Origin of the sequence: Saccharothrix coeruleofusca (genome assembly GCF_017876325.1) — a bacterium.
GTDB lineage: Bacteria > Actinomycetota > Actinomycetes > Mycobacteriales > Pseudonocardiaceae > Actinosynnema > Actinosynnema coeruleofuscum.
Genome location: NZ_JAGINV010000001.1, coordinates 6,101,285 through 6,115,921 on the forward strand (window position 1 = coordinate 6,101,285; position 14,637 = coordinate 6,115,921).

Genomic DNA, 14,637 nt, shown 5'->3' on the forward strand with positions numbered 1-14,637 from the left:
CGACTGGTGCTAGATCGTCTTCACCCGAACGTTTCTCGTGACTTCCGCGCGCGCGGCCAACTCGTCGTCGGCCGGGTAGTCGACCCGGACCAACGACAGGCCGTGCGGCGGGGCCACCGTCACCTGGCTGGAACGCGCCGTCAGCGACAGCAGCGACGCCGGCCAGGAAGGCGGCTTGCGGCCCTCCCCGACGGCCAGCAGGGCACCCACCAGACTGCGCACCATCGAGTGACAGAACGCGTCCGCTGAGACGAAAGCGGTCAGCACATCGCCGTCACGTGCCCACTCCAGCCGCTGCAGTTCGCGGATGGTCGTGGCACCCTCCCTGCGACGGCAGAAGGCGCAGAAGTCGTGCTCGCCCAGCAGCAGCGCGGAAGCCTCGTTCAACGCGGTCAGGTCCAGCGGGCGCGGCCAGGACAGGGTGTCCAGGCGCCGCAGCGGGTGCGCACCGTGCGGGGCGTCGGAGACGCGGTACTCGTAGTGCCTGCGCAACGCAGAGAACCGGGCGTCGAACGCGGCGGGCACCACTCGCGCGGCGAACACCCGCACGTCGGGGGGCAGAGCCCGCGCCAACCGCTTCGGCAGCCCCTCGACGTCCACCGAGGACGGGAGGTCGACGTGCGCCACCTGGCCCGCGGCGTGCACGCCCGCGTCCGTGCGGCCCGCCACCGTGAGCGTCACGTCCTCGCGCAGCACCGTGGACATGGTGTCCTCCAGCACCCCGCACACCGTGCGACGGCCGGGCTGACGCGCCCAACCCGAGAAGTCGGTGCCGTCGTAGGCCAGGTCCAAACGCACACGGACGAGCCCGCCGTCCCCGAGGGGAGCGGCGGGCTCGTCGGCGAAGTACTCGTCCGTCAGGACTCGTCCTTCTTGTCCTCGGCCTTGGTGGGCTCGGCGGACTCGTCGTCGGCACCCTCGGCGGGCTCGTCGGTGGCGTCCTTGGTGGCCGACTCGGGCGCCTCGGCGTCCTGGTCGACGACCTCCTCGGACTTGGTCTCCTCGGTGGCCTCAGCCGCCTTGGGCGCCTCGTCCTTGGCGAACTTGGTCTTGCGGGCGCGCTCGGCCTCGGAGGTGACCGTCTTCTCCTGCACCAGCTCGATCACGGCCATGGGGGCGTTGTCGCCCTTGCGCGGCAGCGTCTTGGTGATGCGGGTGTAGCCGCCCTGGCGGTCGCTGAAGAACGGACCGATCTCGGCGATCAGCTTGTGCACGACGTCCTTGTCGCGGATCACCTTCATGATCTCGCGACGGTTGTGCAGGTCACCGACCTTGGCCTTGCTGATCAGCTTCTCGGCGTACGGGCGCAGCCGCTTCGCCTTCGCCTCGGTCGTGGTGATCCGACCGTGGGTGAACAGCGACGTGGCCAGGTTGGCCAGCATGAGCCGCTCGTGGGCCGGCGAGCCACCGAGACGGGGTCCCTTGGTGGGGGTGGGCATCGAATTGCTCCTCGGATTGCTTTCTGATCCTCTGCTCCGGCCCGGCCGCTAAGCGGCCTCAGAGCTGCTCGGTCTCCGCGTAGTCCTGGCCGTCGTCGTGGGAGTCCACGCCCGTGTCCGCACCCCAGCCCTCGGCGGGGTAGTCGGACGCGGCAGCCGACGGGTCGAACCCAGGGGGGCTGTCCTTGAGCGCGAGGCCGAGGCCGACGAGCTTCATCTTGACCTCGTCGATCGACTTGGCGCCGAAGTTGCGGATGTCCAGCAGGTCCGCCTCGCTGCGCGAGACCAGCTCGCCCACCGTGTGGATGCCCTCGCGCTTGAGGCAGTTGTAGGACCGGACGGTGAGGTCCAGGTCCTCGATCGGCATCGCGAACGCCGCGATGGTGTCCGCCTCGGCGGGCGAGGGGCCGATCTCGATGCCCTCGGCGTCGACGTTCAGCTCGCGGGCGAGACCGAACAGCTCCACCAGGGTCTTGCCCGCCGACGCCACCGCGTCACGCGGCGTGATCGAGGGCTTGGTCTCCACGTCGAGGATCAGCTTGTCGAAGTCGGTCCGCTGCTCGACACGGGTGGCCTCGACCTTGTAGGTCACCTTCATGACGGGCGAGTAGATCGAGTCGACGGGGATGCGGCCGATCTCGGCGCCCGCCTGCTTGTTCTGCACAGCCGGGACGTAGCCGCGACCGCGCTCGACCACGAGCTCGATCTCCAGCTTGCCCTTGCCGTTCAGGGTCGCGATGTGCAGGTCGGGGTTGTGCACGGTGACACCGGCCGGGGGCACGATGTCGCCTGCGGTCACCGCACCGGGCCCCTGCTTGCGCAGGTACATGGTCACCGGCTCGTCCTCCTCGGAGCTGACGACCAGCTCCTTGAGGTTGAGGATGATGTCGGTGACGTCTTCCTTCACACCGGGGACGGTCGTGAACTCGTGCAGCACACCGTCGATGCGGATGCTGGTCACGGCCGCGCCGGGGATGGACGACAGCAGGGTGCGGCGGATGGAGTTGCCGAGGGTGTAGCCGAAGCCCGGCTCCAGCGGCTCGATGACGAACCGGGAGCGGGTCTCGTTGACCGCTTCCTCGCTGAGCGAGGGGCGCTGGGAAATCAGCACTGGGTTCTTCCTCTCCTACACGACGCCCGCCATATGACGTCGTCAGAACACCGGTCGCGGAGACCGGCGAACGCGTGCGGCACACCCTTCGTGCCGCCGCGGGACCCGACTGGAGGGGCCACCGGCGGCGGCCCCTCCAGGAGGATCACTTCGAGTAGAGCTCGACGATGAGCTGCTCGGTCACGGGCGTGTCGATCTGCGCCCGCTCCGGGAGCTGGTGCACCAGGATCCGCAGGGTCGACGGGACCACCTGCAGCCAGGCCGGGATCGGCCGCTCACCGAAGGACGCGCGGGCGGCCTCGAAGGGCAGCGTCGGCAGCGACTTCGGCTTGACGTCGATGATGTCGAACTTCGACACCCGGTAGCTGGGGATGTTCACCTTCTGGCCGTTGACCAGGAAGTGCCCGTGGCTGACGAGCTGGCGCGCCTGGCGGCGGGTGCGCGCGAGACCCGCGCGGTACACCACGTTGTCCAGGCGGGACTCCAGGATCTGCAGCAGGTTCTCACCGGTCTTGCCGGTGCGGCGGACCGCTTCCTCGTAGTACCGGCGGAACTGCTTCTCCAGCACGCCGTAGGTGTAGCGGGCCTTCTGCTTCTCCTGGAGCTGGAGCAGGTACTCCGACTCCTTGATCCGACCGCGGCCGTGCTGGCCGGGCGGGTAGGGACGGCGCTCGAACGCCTGGTCCCCGCCGACGAGGTCGACCTTGAGGCGCCGCGAGATGCGGGTGGCCGGTCCGGTGTAGCGAGCCATGTGTTCTTACTCCTCCCCGTGCCTCAGACCCGGCGCCGCTTGGGCGGGCGGCAGCCGTTGTGGGGCTGCGGGGTCACGTCCTGGATGGTGCCGACCTCGAGGCCTGCGGCCTGCAGCGAACGGATCGCGGTCTCCCGGCCGGAGCCGGGGCCCTTCACGAACACGTCCACCTTGCGCATGCCGTGCTCGGCGGCCTTGCGGGCGGCGTTCTCGGCGGCCATCTGGGCGGCGAAGGGCGTCGACTTGCGGGAGCCCTTGAAACCGACGTGGCCTGCGGAAGCCCAGCTGATCACGTTGCCCATCGGGTCCGTGATGGACACGATGGTGTTGTTGAACGTGCTCTTGATGTGGGCCTGGCCGTGGGAGACGTTCTTCTTCTCCTTGCGCCGGACCTTCTTGACCCCGGCGCCCTGGCGGGACTTGGGTGGCATTCTGGGTGATCTCCTACTTGGGTACGCGAGGTCTTACTTCTTGCCGGCCTTCTTCTTGCCCGCCACGGTCTTCTTCGGACCCTTGCGGGTGCGCGCGTTCGTCTTCGTGCGCTGCCCGCGGACGGGCAGGTTGCGACGGTGGCGCAGGCCCTGGTAGGTGCCGATCTCCATCTTGCGACGGATGTCGGCCTGAACCTCGCGGCGGAGGTCACCCTCGACCTTGAAGTTGTTCTCGACGTAGTCCCTCAGCTTGGCGAGGTCGTCGTCGCTCAAGTCCCTCACCCGGAGGTCGGGGCTGACGCCAGTGGCGGTCAGCAGCTCCTTGGACCGGGTGCGGCCGATGCCGAAGATGTAGGTGAGCGCGATCTCCATCCGCTTGTCGCGGGGGAGGTCGACGCCAGCGAGTCGTGCCATACGGCGCTTGCTCCTAACGGTGGTGTCGCTCCAGGTCTGCTCCTCGCCCGGTTCCGAGACCGACTCGCTGTGTCGTTCCGGCCGCTCTCGCGGCGCGGTGTCCCGGCCCCGGCCTGGAGTCCGGGGGTAGGCCCAGCCGGTGGGCTGGGCAGGTGCGAGGAGACTTGCTTCACGTCTGCGTCGGCGAAGCCTCCGCGACTAGTGCCCTGCTCAGCCCTGGCGCTGCTTGTGGCGCAGGTTCTCGCAGATCACCATGACCCGGCCGTGGCGGCGGATCACCTTGCACTTGTCGCAGATCTTCTTGACGCTCGGCTGGACCTTCACGCCTGAGCTCTCCTGCTTCAACCGAGTGCCAGGGGCGGCTGCCCCCGGCACCGTGGAGGTCACTTGTAGCGGTAGACGATGCGCCCGCGGGACAGGTCGTAGGGCGAGAGCTCCACGACAACCCGGTCCTCTGGGAGGATGCGGATGTAGTGCTGACGCATCTTGCCGCTGATGTGTGCCAGGACCTTGTGCCCGTTCTCCAACTCGACGCGGAACATCGCGTTGGGGAGCGGCTCGACTACGCGGCCCTCGACCTCAATGGCCCCGTCCTTCTTGCCCATGTCCTCCGCGTTTCGTGACGGTGGGTGCTTCCGGATTCGCGGGCACGCGGCACCCCGACTCCTGGGAGGCCCTTGCGAACCCCGTGTCACCCGCGGAAGGCTTGCCTACGCATGCGCATGACGGAACCGGCGCGACGTGCGCCACCGTTCCATAGTACGCACCTCAGCCCGAACGCCCAAATCGGGCCGCCAGCAGCAGCACACCCCAAGGGCCCGCCACCCACAGCCACCAGGGGTACGGGGGCTCGTCGACCAGGGCGATGACACCCCACACCGCGAAGTTGACCACGCTCGCGACCAGCCAGAGCAGCGTGAACGCCCGCAGCACCCGCCTGCGGGGGCGCTCGGCCGCCCGCGCCGGGACGTCCGTGGGCAGATCGGCGACCAAAGCCGCCAACTCGGCGTAGGAGGCGGCGGTCGGGACGACGGCGACACGCTGGTCGTACTCCGCTCGGGTGATACGCCCCTCGGCCAGTGCCCGGCGCAGCTCCTCGGCGACCGCCGCCCGGTCGCGCTCCACCGCCCGCTCGAACCCGCTCACCGCGGCTTGGTGGCCAACCAGACCGCGCCCAGCACGGACCCGCTGGGCAGGGCGACCCACAGGAACCACGGGTACACCAGGCCCCCACCGCCCAGCAGGCTCACCAGCAGCCAGATGGCGAAGTTCAGCGCGCTCACGCTCAGCCAGATCGCGGTGAGCACCCGCAGGGCGGTCCGACCACCCGATCGGATGGTTACCACGGGTTCGGCGGCGGAAGCGGGCACCGGCGCCGTCAGGGGGCCCGCCAGTGGCGTCTCGGGCAGGTCGGCCACCAGGGCGGCCAGCTCGCCGCGGGTCTTGGCCTGCCAGGTGCGCACCACTCGGGCGTCGAACTCCGCGAGGTCGAGTCGGCCGTCGGCGTGCGCCCCGTGCAGTCGCTGCTGCACCAGCTCCCGTTCGACGTCTGAGGCCCGGATGTCCTCGGGCCGCACAGGCTGGGTCACCACCCCATGGTGACCCGCCCAGGGCCCGACGGACATGGGGCTAGCCCCCGGATGGGACTGCACCTGGTGTCCGGGTCACGCCTCCGGCGCGGTGAGCACCCAGGGGCCGTCGTCGGTGATGGCCACGCTGTGCTCCCAGTGGGCGGCGCGCGAGCCGTCGGCGGTGATGACGGTCCAGCCGTCGTCCAGCTCGACCGTGCGCTCGCTGCCCAGGGTCAGCATCGGCTCGATGGCGATGGCCATGCCGACCTTGAGCCTCGGGCCCTTGCCGGGCTTGCCGTAGTTCGGCAGGAACGGGTCCATGTGCATCTTGGTGCCGATGCCGTGGCCGCCGTAGCCGTCGACGATGCCGTACTCGACACCGTCGCGCTCGCCCGCCGCGATGGTGGCCGACTCGATGGCGAACGAGATGTCGGTCAGCCGCGCGCCGGGCACGGCGGCCTCGATGCCCGCGAGCATCGACTCGCGGGTGGCCTCGGACAGCTTCAGCTCGGCCTCGGTCACCGTCCCCACGGGCAGGGTGATGGCCGAGTCGCCGTGCCAGCCGTCCAGGATGGCCCCGCAGTCGATGGAGACCAGGTCACCCTCGGCGAGCACCTGCGTGCGGCTGGGGATGCCGTGGACCACCTGCTCGTTGACCGACGCGCAGATGCTGGCCGGGAAGCCGTGGTAGCCCTTGAACGACGGGATCGCGCCCGCGTCGCGGATGGTCTGCTCGGCCAGCTCGTCCAGCTCGGCGGTGCTGACCCCGGCCTTGGCGTGGCCTGCCATCAGGGTCAGCGCCTTGGCCACGACCAGGCCTGCGGCCCGCATGGCCTCCAGCTGGCCGCGGCTCTTGATCTCGATCATGCGGTCGCGACCGCCCGGCACGACACGGCGAACAGCATCGAGCAGTCCTCCGGTCACTTCTCGCCAAGCGCGCGCAGCGCCGTGAGCGCGCGCTCGCTGATCTCGTCGACCTCGCCGACCGCGTCGATGGTCAGCACGATGTCGGAGTAGTGGTCCAGCAGGGGCGCGGTCTCCGTGCGGTAGACCTGCTGCCGGTGCCGGATCACCTCCTCCTTGTCGTCGGTGCGGCCGCGGGCCAGCAGGCGCTCGACCACCACGTCCTCGGGGATGCGGAACTCCAGCACCGCGTCGAGCCGGTGGCCGTGCTGGGCCAGGATCTCGCCCAGCACGCCCGCCTGGGCGACGTTGCGGGGGAAGCCGTCGAGCAGGAAGCCGCCCGCGGCGTCCGCCTCGGCCAGGCGGGTCCGGACCATCTCGTTGGTGACCGCGTCGGGCACCAGCTCGCCGGAGTCCAGGTACTCCTGGACCTCCTTGCCGAGCTCGGTCTGCTGGCTGATGTGGGCGCGGAAGAGGTCCCCGGTGGAGATGTGCGGCACGCCCAGCTTGTCCCGGAGGATCGCGGCCTGGGTGCCCTTGCCCGCTCCGGGCGGGCCGACGAGAACGAGTCGCACTAGCGGAGGAACCCTTCGTAATTGCGCTGCATGAGCTGGCTCTCGATCTGCTTCACGGTGTCGAGGCCGACACCGACCATGATCAGCACGGCGGTGCCGCCGAACGGGAAGTTCTGGTTCTGGCCCTGACCGGTCAGGTCGAGGAACAGGTTCGGCAGGATCGCCACGATGCCGAGGTAGAGCGAGCCGGGCAGCGTGATCCGCCCCAGGACGAAGCGGAGGTACTCGGCGGTGGGCCGCCCCGGTCGGATGCCGGGGATGAACCCACCGAACTTCTTCATCTCGTCGGCGCGCTCGTCCGGGTTGAACGTGATGCCGACGTAGAAGTAGGTGAAGAAGACGATCAGCAGGAAGTACAGCGAGATGTGCACCGGGCTGGACTGCGACACCAGGTGCGTCTGCACGAAGGTCTCCCACCAGCTCGGCGTGCCGTCGGTGGAGGCGGTCAGCCGGGAGATGAGGTCGGGCAGGTACAGCAGCGACGAGGCGAAGATGACCGGGATGACACCGGCCTGGTTCACCTTCAGCGGCAGGTAGGTCGACGTGCCGCCGTACATCCGGCGGCCGATCATGCGCTTGGCGTACTGGACCGGGATGCGGCGCTGGGCCTGCTCCACGTAGATGACGCTGGCGATGATCAGCAGAGCCGCCACGCAGACCAGGAAGAAGGTCAGGCCGCCGCGGCTGAGGATGATCTGGCCCTCGGCCGGGATGCGGGCCGCGATGCCGGTGAAGATCAGCAGCGACATGCCGTTGCCGATCCCCTTCTCGGTGATGATCTCACCGAGCCACATGATCACGCTGGTGCCCGCGGTCATCGCGATGACCAGGACGACCAGGGAGAAGATGCTGTCGTCGGGGATGACGGGGACGTCGCAGTTCTGGAACAGCTGGCCGCGCACGGCCAGCGCGATGATGCCGGTGGACTGCAGGACCGCGAGCGCGATCGTCAGGTAGCGCGTGTACTGGGTGAGCTTGCCCTGGCCCGCCTGGCCTTCCTTCTTCAGCTGCTCGAACCGGGGGATGACCACGGTGAGGAGCTGGATGATGATGCTGGCGGTGATGTAGGGCATGATGCCCAGCGCGAAGATCGAGAGGTTCAGCAGCGCACCGCCGCTGAACAGGTTGATCAGCGAGTAGATGCCCTGCTGGTCGACCTGCTCGACGCACTTTTTGACGTTCACGAAGGAGACGCCCGGCGCGGGCATGGTCGCGCCCAACCGGTACACCACGACGATCCCCAGTGTGAAGAGGATCTTCTTGCGCAGGTCCGGCGTCGCGAGAGCCGAGCGGAATGCGCCGAGCACGCGAACCTCCTGAAGCGTTGCCGCCCGCGAGGGGTCGGCATCCGTGCGGTACCGGCAGTGTTGCCGGCACGGTGGCATCGTTCGCGGCGGGTAACCGCGATCGACCCGGAGGACATCCGGGTTCAGCCCGCGACTTTAACAGCCAAGGGCCTCATCGCCGTAGCCAGTCACCGTTGTCCGTTCACACCCGTTCGGGCTTTCATGTTCGCAATCCGCCGAACGGATCAAGTTCGGCTGGTCGCCAGCAGACCCGCCATGCCCAGCAGCAGCACACCGGTCCCCCGGTCCAGCCCGCGCCGCGCGCGCCCGCTGAGCCGGACCGCCCGGATCACCGCGCCGACCACCACGTAGCCGGTCCCCGCCAGCGCCTCGGCGACCAGGTAGACCGCGCCGAGCAGGGCGAGCTGGGCGGCCACCGGCCCCCGGTCCGGGTCGACGAACTGGGGCACGAAGGCGGTGAAGATGAGCAGCGCCTTGGGGTTGGTGATGGCCACCATGAACTCCTTGCGCAGCGGGGAACCCGCTGGTGGCGCCTCGTCCCCGGAGTCCGCGGCGGTCCTGGCGGACAGCAGGATGCGCACGCCGAGGTAGACCAGGTAGGCGACGCCGAGCCACTTGATGACGGTCAGCGCCACCTGGGAGGCGGCCAGCAGCGGACCCAGCCCGGCCACCACCGCCGCCACCATCAGGGAGAAGGCCGCCAAGCGCCCCAGGAGGGCCGTGGCGGCCCGCGCGGGGCCGTGCCGCACCGCGTGGTGCATCCCCAGCAGGTTGTTGGCGCCAGGCGTGAGTGCCACCAGGACGGCGGCGCCGAAGAAGACCACGAGCCACATGCCAGGAACGCTAACCCGCCGCCCAAGCGGATTTACGCCCTGCGAGAACACGTCTCAACTCGTGGGCGCGCGGAACGTCGAAAGGGCCCCGGAGCGGGTGCTCCGGGGCCCTTTCGGACGTGCCGTGAACTCAGAGCACGGTGGTGGTGCCACCGGCGGCGGCGATCTTCTCCACCGCGCTGCCCGAGAACTTGTTGGCGACGACCTCCAGCTTGACGCCCGCGAGGTCGCCGTTGCCCAGCACCTTGACGAGCTGGCCCTTGCGGACCAGGCCCGCCTTGACCAGGGCCTCGACGTCGACGCGGCCACCGTCGGGGAAGACCCGCGCGATGTCGCCGACGTTGACGACCTGGTACTCGGTGCGGAACGGGTTGCGGAAGCCCTTCAGCTTCGGCAGCCGCATGTGCAGCGGCATCTGGCCACCCTCGAAGCGCGGCGAGACGTTCTTCCGCGCTCCGGTGCCCTTGGTACCGCGACCCGCGGTCTTGCCCTTGGAGCCCTCACCGCGACCCACGCGGGTCTTCGCGGTCTTGGCGCCGGGGGCCGGACGCAGGTGGTGGATCTTGATGGTCACGACTGGACCTCCTCGACGACCACCAGGTGGCGCACGGCGTGGATCAGGCCGCGCACCTGCGGCGTGTCCTCACGGACCACCGACTGGCGGATCTTGCGCAACCCCAGGGTCCGCAGGGACTCCCGGTGGTTGTGCTTGGTACCGATGCTGCTCTTGACCTGGGTCACCTTGAGCTGCGCCACGTCACACCCCCTGGCCCGCGCGAGCGCGGAGCATGCCGACGGGGGCCACGTCCTCCAGCGGCAGGCCGCGACGCGCCGCGACCTCCTCCGGACGCTGCAGGCCCTTCAGGGCCTCCACGGTGGCGTGCACGATGTTGATGGCGTTGTCCGAGCCCAGCGACTTGCTCAGCACGTCGTGGACACCGGCGCACTCCAGCACCGCGCGGACCGCACCACCGGCGATGACACCGGTACCGGCCGAGGCCGGGCGCAGCAGGACGACGCCCGCCGCCTTCTCGCCCTGCACCGGGTGAGGGATCGTGCCCGCGATGCGGGGGACGCGGAAGAAGTTCTTCTTCGCCTCCTCCACACCCTTGGCGATGGCCGCGGGCACTTCCTTGGCCTTGCCGTAGCCGACGCCGACCATGCCGTCGCCGTCGCCGACCACGACCAGGGCGGTGAAGCTGAACCGACGACCACCCTTCACGACCTTGGAGACGCGGTTGATGGCAACCACGCGCTCCAGGTGCGGGGTCTTCTCCTGGGCCGCGCCGCCGCGGCCGCCGTCACGACGGTCGCGACGCTCTCCGCGCTCGCCCCCGCCGCCTTCGCGACGCGTGCGTCCTGGCATCAGGCGTCCCTCTCAATTCCAGTGATGATCATTGTCAGAACTCCAGCCCCGCCTCGCGAGCGGCGTCGGCCAGAGCCGCGATCCGGCCGTGGTAGGCGTTGCCACCGCGGTCGAACACGACCTTGCTGATGCCCGCTTCCTTGGCGCGGGCGGCGGCCAGCTGGCCGACCTTCGCGGCCTTGGCCTTCTTGTCGCCCTCGACCGCGCGGACGTCCGCCTCGACGGAGGACGCCGCGGCCAGCGTGTGACCGGCCAGGTCGTCGATGATCTGCACGGTGATGTGCTTCGACGAGCGGTGCACCACCAGGCGCGGGCGCTCGGGAGTGCCGCTGACCTTCTTGCGGAGGCGGAAGTGACGGCGGGTCTTGGCGATGCGGCGAGTGGTCGAGATGTCCTTGCCCACCGGCTTGCGCTTCGTTGCAGTCTCGCTCATGTCACTTACCCGTCTTTCCGACCTTGCGGCGGATCTTCTCGCCCGCGTAACGCACGCCCTTGCCCTTGTACGGGTCGGGCTTGCGCAGCTTGCGGATGTTGGCGGCGACCTCGCCGACGAGCTGCTTGTCGATGCCGGAGACGGAGAACCTGGTGGGGGTCTCCACCGCGAAGGTGATGCCCTCGGGGGCCTCGACCTTCACCGGGTGGCTGTAGCCCAGCGCGAACTCCAGGTCGGAGCCCTTGAGCGCCACGCGGTAGCCGACGCCGTGGATCTCCATCTTCTTCTCGTAGCCCTGGGTCACGCCGATGACCATGTTCTGCACCAGCGTGCGGGACAACCCGTGCAGCGAACGGCTGCGACGCTCGTCGTTCGGGCGCTTGACCTCGAGAGTGCCGTCCTCGGCCTTCTCGATGATGATCGGCTCGGCGATCGTCAGCGACAGGGTGCCCTTCGGGCCCTTCACGCTGACGTCCCGGCCGGCGATGTTCACGTCGACCCCGGCGGGGACGGTGATCGGCAGCTTTCCGATGCGCGACATGCCTAGTCCCCCTTCCTCACCAGACGTAGGCGAGGACTTCTCCGCCCACGCCCTGCTTGTTGGCCTGGCGGTCGGTCAGCAGACCGCCAGAGGTCGAGATGATCGCCACGCCCAGACCGCCGAGCACCTTCGGCAGGTTGGTCGACTTCGCGTACACCCGCAGACCGGGCTTGGACACGCGGCGCAGGCCGGCGATGCTGCGCTCCCGGTTCGGGCCGTACTTCAGCTCGATGACCAGGTTCTTGGCCACGTCGCCCTGCTCGTCGCGGTAGCCCGCGATGTAACCCTCGCGCTTGAGGATCTCGGCGATGTTGGCCTTCAGCTTGGAGTGCGGCATCACGACCTTGTCGTGGTAAGCCGAGTTCGCGTTCCGCAGACGCGTCAGCATGTCTGCGATCGGGTCGGTCATCGTCATGGTGACCTGGTCAACCTTTCTCGCTGCGGTTCCCCAGTCAGGGTCCGGATCGGTCGTGAGCGGGCCTACAGCGAAGTGGATTTTGAAAAACCTGCCGCCGAGCCGGTACTACCAGCTGGACTTGTTCACACCGGGCAGCTCGCCCCGGTGGGCCATCTCGCGGAGGCAGATCCGGCACAGGCCGAACTTGCGGAACACCGAGTGCGGGCGCCCGCAGCGCTGGCAGCGGGTGTAGGCCCGCACCTTGAACTTCGGCTTGGCCGCGGCCTTGTTGATCAGCGCCTTCTTGGCCATCAGTTCTCCTTGAACGGGAAGCCCAGGTGCTTGAGCAGCGCCCGGCCCTCCTCGTCGTTGGTGGCGGTGGTGACGACCGTGATGTCCATGCCGCGCGGGCGGTCGATGGCGTCCGGGTCGATCTCGTGGAACATCGACTGCTCGTTGAGGCCGAACGTGTAGTTCCCGTTGCCGTCGAACTGCTTGCCCGACAGGCCGCGGAAGTCGCGGATGCGGGGCAGCGCGATGGTCAGCAGCCGGTCCAGGAACTCCCACATGCGGTCGCCGCGCAGCGTCACGCGCGCACCGATGGGCATGCCCTCGCGCAGCTTGAACTGCGCGATGGACTTGCGGGCCCGACGGACCTCGGGGCGCTGGCCGGTGATGATGGACAGGTCCCGAACGGCGCCCTCGATCAGCTTGCCGTCACGGGCGGCGTCGCCGACGCCCATGTTGACGACGACCTTCACGACGCCGGGGATCTGCATCACGTTCGCGTAGTCGAACTGCTTGCGCAGCTCGGCCACGATCTCCTCGCGGTAGCGGGTCTTCAGCCGCGGCGCGATCTTCTCTGCGGTCGTCATCTCAGATGTCCTTCCCGTTGCGACGGGAAATGCGGACCCGCTTGCCCTCGTCGTTCGTCCGGTAGCCCACACGGGTCGGCTTGCCGTCGGAGTCGACCACCATCACGTTGGACACGTGGATGGGCGCCTCCTGGGTCACGATGCCGCCCGACTGCGCGCCGCGCTGGGTCTGCGTGATCCGGGTGTGCTTCTTGATGCGGTTGACGCCTTCGACCAGGACGCGGTTCTCGGCGGGGTAGGCCTGGATGACCTTGCCGCGCGCGCCCTTGTCCTTGCCGGCGATAACGACGACGGTGTCGCCCTTCTTCACCTTCATCAGAGCACCTCCGGCGCCAACGAGATGATCTTCATGAACTTCTTGTCGCGCAGCTCACGACCGACCGGGCCGAAGATGCGGGTGCCCCGCGGCTCGTTGTCGTTCTTGATGAGCACCGCGGCGTTCTCGTCGAACCGGATGTAAGAGCCGTCGGGACGGCGCTTCTCCTTGACGGTGCGGACGACGACCGCCTTGACGACGTCACCCTTCTTCACACCGGCGCCGGGGATGGCCTGCTTCACCGTGGCGACGATGATGTCCCCGATGCCCGCGTAGCGGCGGCCCGAGCCACCGAGAACACGGATGCAGAGGATCTCCTTCGCACCGGTGTTGTCGGCGACGCGCAGCCGCGACTCCTGCTGGATCACTTACCTGTCTCCTGACCATTCCTGGCCCGCCAGATTTCCGACCTGACGGGCTCGGTCTGAACTACTTGGCCTTTTCGAGGATCTCGACGAGGCGCCAGCGCTTGGTGGCCGACAGCGGCCGGGTCTCCATCAGCAGGACGCGGTCGCCGACACCGGCGGTGTTCTGCTCGTCGTGCGCCTTCACCTTGGTGGTGGAGCGCATGACCTTGGAGTAGCGGCGGTGCTTCTTGCGGTCCTCGACCGCCACCACGATCGTCTTGTCCATCTTGTCGGACACGACGTAGCCCTCGCGGACCTTGCGGTCGTTTCGAGTCTCAGTCACTTCGTTGCTCTCGGTCATGCCGCACCCTCACCAGTGGAAACCGCGTCCGGGGAGGCGGAGAGACCCAGCTCCCGCTCCCGCATCACGGTGTAGATCCGGGCGATCTCGTTCCGGACCGTGCGCAGGCGGCGGTTGTTGTCCAGCTGCCCGGTGGCCATCTGGAAGCGGAGGTTGAACAGCTCCTCCTTCGCCTCCCTCAGGCGCAGCACGAGCTCTTCCTCGGTGAGCTCACGCAGCTCGGAAGCGGTGGTACCCGCTGCCATCAGAACTCACCACCCTCACGCGTAACGATGCGGCACTTCATCGGGAGCTTGTGGATCGCGCGACGCAGCGCCTCGCGGGCCACCGCCTCGTTCGGGAAGCTCATCTCGAAGAGCACGCGGCCCGGCTTGATGTTGGCGACCCACCACTCCGGCGAACCCTTACCCGAACCCATGCGGGTCTCGGCGGGCTTCTTGGTCAGCGGGCGGTCCGGGAAGATGTTGATCCAGACCTTGCCACCACGGCGGATGTGCCTGGTGATGGCGATACGAGCCGACTCGATCTGCCGGTTGGTCACGTAGGCGGGCTCCAGGGCCTGGATGCCGTACTCGCCGAAGGTGACCCTCGTGCCGCCCTTGGCAGCACCGGACCGGCCGGGGTGGTGCTGCTTGCGGTGCTTGACCCTGCGCGGGATGAGCACTA

General features: G+C 68.7%; 27 protein-coding genes. All 27 read right to left on the reverse strand.

Annotated features, from left to right (window positions below; translation table 11 throughout):
• Nucleotides 1–9: 9 nt before the first annotated feature.
• The 27 genes from truA to rplP all read right to left on the reverse strand — a co-directional run bounded on the left by truA (nucleotide 10) and on the right by rplP (nucleotide 14,635).
• Complete coding sequence (gene truA / locus JOF41_RS27600; protein WP_209623029.1) at nucleotides 10–798, reverse strand: tRNA pseudouridine(38-40) synthase TruA; 789 nt, start codon at nucleotides 796–798, stop codon at nucleotides 10–12.
• A gap of 59 nt (nucleotides 799–857) precedes the next feature.
• Complete coding sequence (gene rplQ, locus JOF41_RS27605) at nucleotides 858–1,439, reverse strand: 50S ribosomal protein L17 (RefSeq protein WP_189224161.1); 582 nt, start codon at nucleotides 1,437–1,439, stop codon at nucleotides 858–860.
• Between the two features lie 58 nt (nucleotides 1,440–1,497).
• Nucleotides 1,498–2,550 (reverse strand): DNA-directed RNA polymerase subunit alpha, encoded by a 1,053-nt coding sequence (locus JOF41_RS27610; protein ID WP_189224160.1) that lies wholly within the window; start codon nucleotides 2,548–2,550, stop codon nucleotides 1,498–1,500.
• A gap of 145 nt (nucleotides 2,551–2,695) precedes the next feature.
• Nucleotides 2,696–3,301: a 30S ribosomal protein S4 gene (gene rpsD / locus JOF41_RS27615; RefSeq protein WP_189224159.1), complete on the reverse strand. Its 606-nt coding sequence runs from the start codon at nucleotides 3,299–3,301 to the stop codon at nucleotides 2,696–2,698.
• A gap of 23 nt (nucleotides 3,302–3,324) precedes the next feature.
• Nucleotides 3,325–3,732, reverse strand: coding sequence for a 30S ribosomal protein S11 (gene rpsK, locus JOF41_RS27620; protein WP_033428592.1), 408 nt, complete (start codon nucleotides 3,730–3,732; stop codon nucleotides 3,325–3,327).
• Nucleotides 3,733–3,765: 33 nt separating this feature from the next.
• On the reverse strand, nucleotides 3,766–4,146 hold the full coding sequence (gene rpsM / locus JOF41_RS27625) for a 30S ribosomal protein S13 (RefSeq protein WP_189224158.1): 381 nt from the start codon (nucleotides 4,144–4,146) through the stop codon (nucleotides 3,766–3,768).
• 210 nt (nucleotides 4,147–4,356) lie between these two features.
• A complete protein-coding gene (gene rpmJ / locus JOF41_RS27630; RefSeq protein WP_010148647.1) occupies nucleotides 4,357–4,470 on the reverse strand; it encodes a 50S ribosomal protein L36 in 114 nt (37 codons plus the stop codon).
• Nucleotides 4,471–4,529: 59 nt separating this feature from the next.
• Nucleotides 4,530–4,751 (reverse strand): translation initiation factor IF-1, encoded by a 222-nt coding sequence (infA, locus tag JOF41_RS27635; RefSeq protein WP_005166804.1) that lies wholly within the window; start codon nucleotides 4,749–4,751, stop codon nucleotides 4,530–4,532.
• A gap of 163 nt (nucleotides 4,752–4,914) precedes the next feature.
• Nucleotides 4,915–5,292 carry a DUF1707 SHOCT-like domain-containing protein gene (locus JOF41_RS27640; RefSeq protein ID WP_209623031.1) on the reverse strand — a complete coding sequence of 126 codons (378 nt, stop codon included), beginning with the start codon at nucleotides 5,290–5,292 and terminating at the stop codon, nucleotides 4,915–4,917.
• The gene (locus JOF41_RS27645; protein WP_209623033.1) at nucleotides 5,289–5,735 is read right to left on the reverse strand and encodes a DUF1707 SHOCT-like domain-containing protein; all 447 of its coding nucleotides are present in this window, start codon (nucleotides 5,733–5,735) and stop codon (nucleotides 5,289–5,291) included. The genes JOF41_RS27640 and JOF41_RS27645 overlap by 4 nt, the downstream gene beginning before the upstream one ends.
• A gap of 75 nt (nucleotides 5,736–5,810) precedes the next feature.
• A complete protein-coding gene (gene map, locus JOF41_RS27650; RefSeq protein WP_189224155.1) occupies nucleotides 5,811–6,584 on the reverse strand; it encodes a type I methionyl aminopeptidase in 774 nt (257 codons plus the stop codon).
• 53 nt (nucleotides 6,585–6,637) lie between these two features.
• The gene (locus tag JOF41_RS27655; protein WP_189224154.1) at nucleotides 6,638–7,195 is read right to left on the reverse strand and encodes an adenylate kinase; all 558 of its coding nucleotides are present in this window, start codon (nucleotides 7,193–7,195) and stop codon (nucleotides 6,638–6,640) included.
• Nucleotides 7,195–8,502: a preprotein translocase subunit SecY gene (gene secY / locus JOF41_RS27660; protein ID WP_189224153.1), complete on the reverse strand. Its 1,308-nt coding sequence runs from the start codon at nucleotides 8,500–8,502 to the stop codon at nucleotides 7,195–7,197. The genes JOF41_RS27655 and secY overlap by 1 nt, the downstream gene beginning before the upstream one ends.
• A gap of 224 nt (nucleotides 8,503–8,726) precedes the next feature.
• Entirely contained in the window at nucleotides 8,727–9,335 is a 609-nt protein-coding gene (locus tag JOF41_RS27665) for a LysE family translocator (protein ID WP_189224152.1), read from the reverse strand.
• 130 nt (nucleotides 9,336–9,465) lie between these two features.
• Complete coding sequence (gene rplO / locus JOF41_RS27670) at nucleotides 9,466–9,909, reverse strand: 50S ribosomal protein L15 (RefSeq protein ID WP_189224151.1); 444 nt, start codon at nucleotides 9,907–9,909, stop codon at nucleotides 9,466–9,468.
• Entirely contained in the window at nucleotides 9,906–10,091 is a 186-nt protein-coding gene (gene rpmD / locus JOF41_RS27675) for a 50S ribosomal protein L30 (protein ID WP_033428588.1), read from the reverse strand. Before rpmD ends, rplO begins: the two co-directional genes overlap by 4 nt.
• A gap of 1 nt (nucleotide 10,092) precedes the next feature.
• Nucleotides 10,093–10,701 (reverse strand): 30S ribosomal protein S5, encoded by a 609-nt coding sequence (rpsE, locus tag JOF41_RS27680; protein WP_189224150.1) that lies wholly within the window; start codon nucleotides 10,699–10,701, stop codon nucleotides 10,093–10,095.
• Nucleotides 10,702–10,735: 34 nt separating this feature from the next.
• On the reverse strand, nucleotides 10,736–11,134 hold the full coding sequence (rplR, locus tag JOF41_RS27685) for a 50S ribosomal protein L18 (protein WP_229795804.1): 399 nt from the start codon (nucleotides 11,132–11,134) through the stop codon (nucleotides 10,736–10,738).
• 1 nt (nucleotide 11,135) lies between these two features.
• On the reverse strand, nucleotides 11,136–11,675 hold the full coding sequence (rplF, locus tag JOF41_RS27690; protein ID WP_189224149.1) for a 50S ribosomal protein L6: 540 nt from the start codon (nucleotides 11,673–11,675) through the stop codon (nucleotides 11,136–11,138).
• A gap of 16 nt (nucleotides 11,676–11,691) precedes the next feature.
• Complete coding sequence (gene rpsH / locus JOF41_RS27695) at nucleotides 11,692–12,090, reverse strand: 30S ribosomal protein S8 (RefSeq protein ID WP_189224148.1); 399 nt, start codon at nucleotides 12,088–12,090, stop codon at nucleotides 11,692–11,694.
• 108 nt (nucleotides 12,091–12,198) lie between these two features.
• Nucleotides 12,199–12,384, reverse strand: a complete 186-nt coding sequence (locus JOF41_RS27700; protein ID WP_141980309.1) for a type Z 30S ribosomal protein S14 — start codon at nucleotides 12,382–12,384, stop codon at nucleotides 12,199–12,201.
• Complete coding sequence (gene rplE / locus JOF41_RS27705; protein WP_189224147.1) at nucleotides 12,384–12,947, reverse strand: 50S ribosomal protein L5; 564 nt, start codon at nucleotides 12,945–12,947, stop codon at nucleotides 12,384–12,386. Before rplE ends, JOF41_RS27700 begins: the two co-directional genes overlap by 1 nt.
• 1 nt (nucleotide 12,948) lies before the next feature.
• Nucleotides 12,949–13,263 (reverse strand): 50S ribosomal protein L24, encoded by a 315-nt coding sequence (rplX, locus tag JOF41_RS27710; protein WP_121224914.1) that lies wholly within the window; start codon nucleotides 13,261–13,263, stop codon nucleotides 12,949–12,951.
• A complete protein-coding gene (gene rplN, locus JOF41_RS27715; RefSeq protein ID WP_015805282.1) occupies nucleotides 13,263–13,631 on the reverse strand; it encodes a 50S ribosomal protein L14 in 369 nt (122 codons plus the stop codon). The genes rplX and rplN overlap by 1 nt, the downstream gene beginning before the upstream one ends.
• 61 nt (nucleotides 13,632–13,692) lie before the next feature.
• Nucleotides 13,693–13,971 (reverse strand): 30S ribosomal protein S17, encoded by a 279-nt coding sequence (gene rpsQ / locus JOF41_RS27720; RefSeq protein ID WP_189224146.1) that lies wholly within the window; start codon nucleotides 13,969–13,971, stop codon nucleotides 13,693–13,695.
• The gene (rpmC, locus tag JOF41_RS27725; RefSeq protein ID WP_189224145.1) at nucleotides 13,968–14,216 is read right to left on the reverse strand and encodes a 50S ribosomal protein L29; all 249 of its coding nucleotides are present in this window, start codon (nucleotides 14,214–14,216) and stop codon (nucleotides 13,968–13,970) included. The genes rpsQ and rpmC overlap by 4 nt, the downstream gene beginning before the upstream one ends.
• Nucleotides 14,216–14,635, reverse strand: coding sequence for a 50S ribosomal protein L16 (gene rplP / locus JOF41_RS27730; RefSeq protein ID WP_053715230.1), 420 nt, complete (start codon nucleotides 14,633–14,635; stop codon nucleotides 14,216–14,218). The genes rpmC and rplP overlap by 1 nt, the downstream gene beginning before the upstream one ends.
• Nucleotides 14,636–14,637: the final 2 nt, after the last annotated feature.

Excerpts from the sequence above, each read along its gene's own strand:
- rpsD (WP_189224159.1), bottom strand. The coding sequence starts at position 3,301 with ATGGCTCGCTACACCGGACCGGCCACCCGCATCTCGCGGCGCCTCAAG.
- rpsE (WP_189224150.1), bottom strand. The coding sequence starts at position 10,701 with ATGCCAGGACGCACGCGTCGCGAAGGCGGCGGGGGCGAGCGCGGAGAG.
- rplX (WP_121224914.1), bottom strand. The coding sequence starts at position 13,263 with ATGAAGGTGAAGAAGGGCGACACCGTCGTCGTTATCGCCGGCAAGGAC.
- rplQ (WP_189224161.1), bottom strand. The coding sequence starts at position 1,439 with ATGCCCACCCCCACCAAGGGACCCCGTCTCGGTGGCTCGCCGGCCCAC.
- rplE (WP_189224147.1), bottom strand. The coding sequence starts at position 12,947 with ATGACGACCGCAGAGAAGATCGCGCCGCGGCTGAAGACCCGCTACCGC.
- JOF41_RS27700 (WP_141980309.1), bottom strand. The coding sequence starts at position 12,384 with ATGGCCAAGAAGGCGCTGATCAACAAGGCCGCGGCCAAGCCGAAGTTC.
- JOF41_RS27665 (WP_189224152.1), bottom strand. The coding sequence starts at position 9,335 with ATGTGGCTCGTGGTCTTCTTCGGCGCCGCCGTCCTGGTGGCACTCACG.
- map (WP_189224155.1), bottom strand. The coding sequence starts at position 6,584 with ATGATCGAGATCAAGAGCCGCGGCCAGCTGGAGGCCATGCGGGCCGCA.
- rplR (WP_229795804.1), bottom strand. The coding sequence starts at position 11,134 with ATGAGCGAGACTGCAACGAAGCGCAAGCCGGTGGGCAAGGACATCTCG.
- rpsM (WP_189224158.1), bottom strand. The coding sequence starts at position 4,146 with ATGGCACGACTCGCTGGCGTCGACCTCCCCCGCGACAAGCGGATGGAG.
- rplF (WP_189224149.1), bottom strand. The coding sequence starts at position 11,675 with ATGTCGCGCATCGGAAAGCTGCCGATCACCGTCCCCGCCGGGGTCGAC.
- infA (WP_005166804.1), bottom strand. The coding sequence starts at position 4,751 with ATGGGCAAGAAGGACGGGGCCATTGAGGTCGAGGGCCGCGTAGTCGAG.
- rpsQ (WP_189224146.1), bottom strand. The coding sequence starts at position 13,971 with ATGACCGAGAGCAACGAAGTGACTGAGACTCGAAACGACCGCAAGGTC.
- rpmC (WP_189224145.1), bottom strand. The coding sequence starts at position 14,216 with ATGGCAGCGGGTACCACCGCTTCCGAGCTGCGTGAGCTCACCGAGGAA.
- rpsH (WP_189224148.1), bottom strand. The coding sequence starts at position 12,090 with ATGACGATGACCGACCCGATCGCAGACATGCTGACGCGTCTGCGGAAC.
- rpsK (WP_033428592.1), bottom strand. The coding sequence starts at position 3,732 with ATGCCACCCAAGTCCCGCCAGGGCGCCGGGGTCAAGAAGGTCCGGCGC.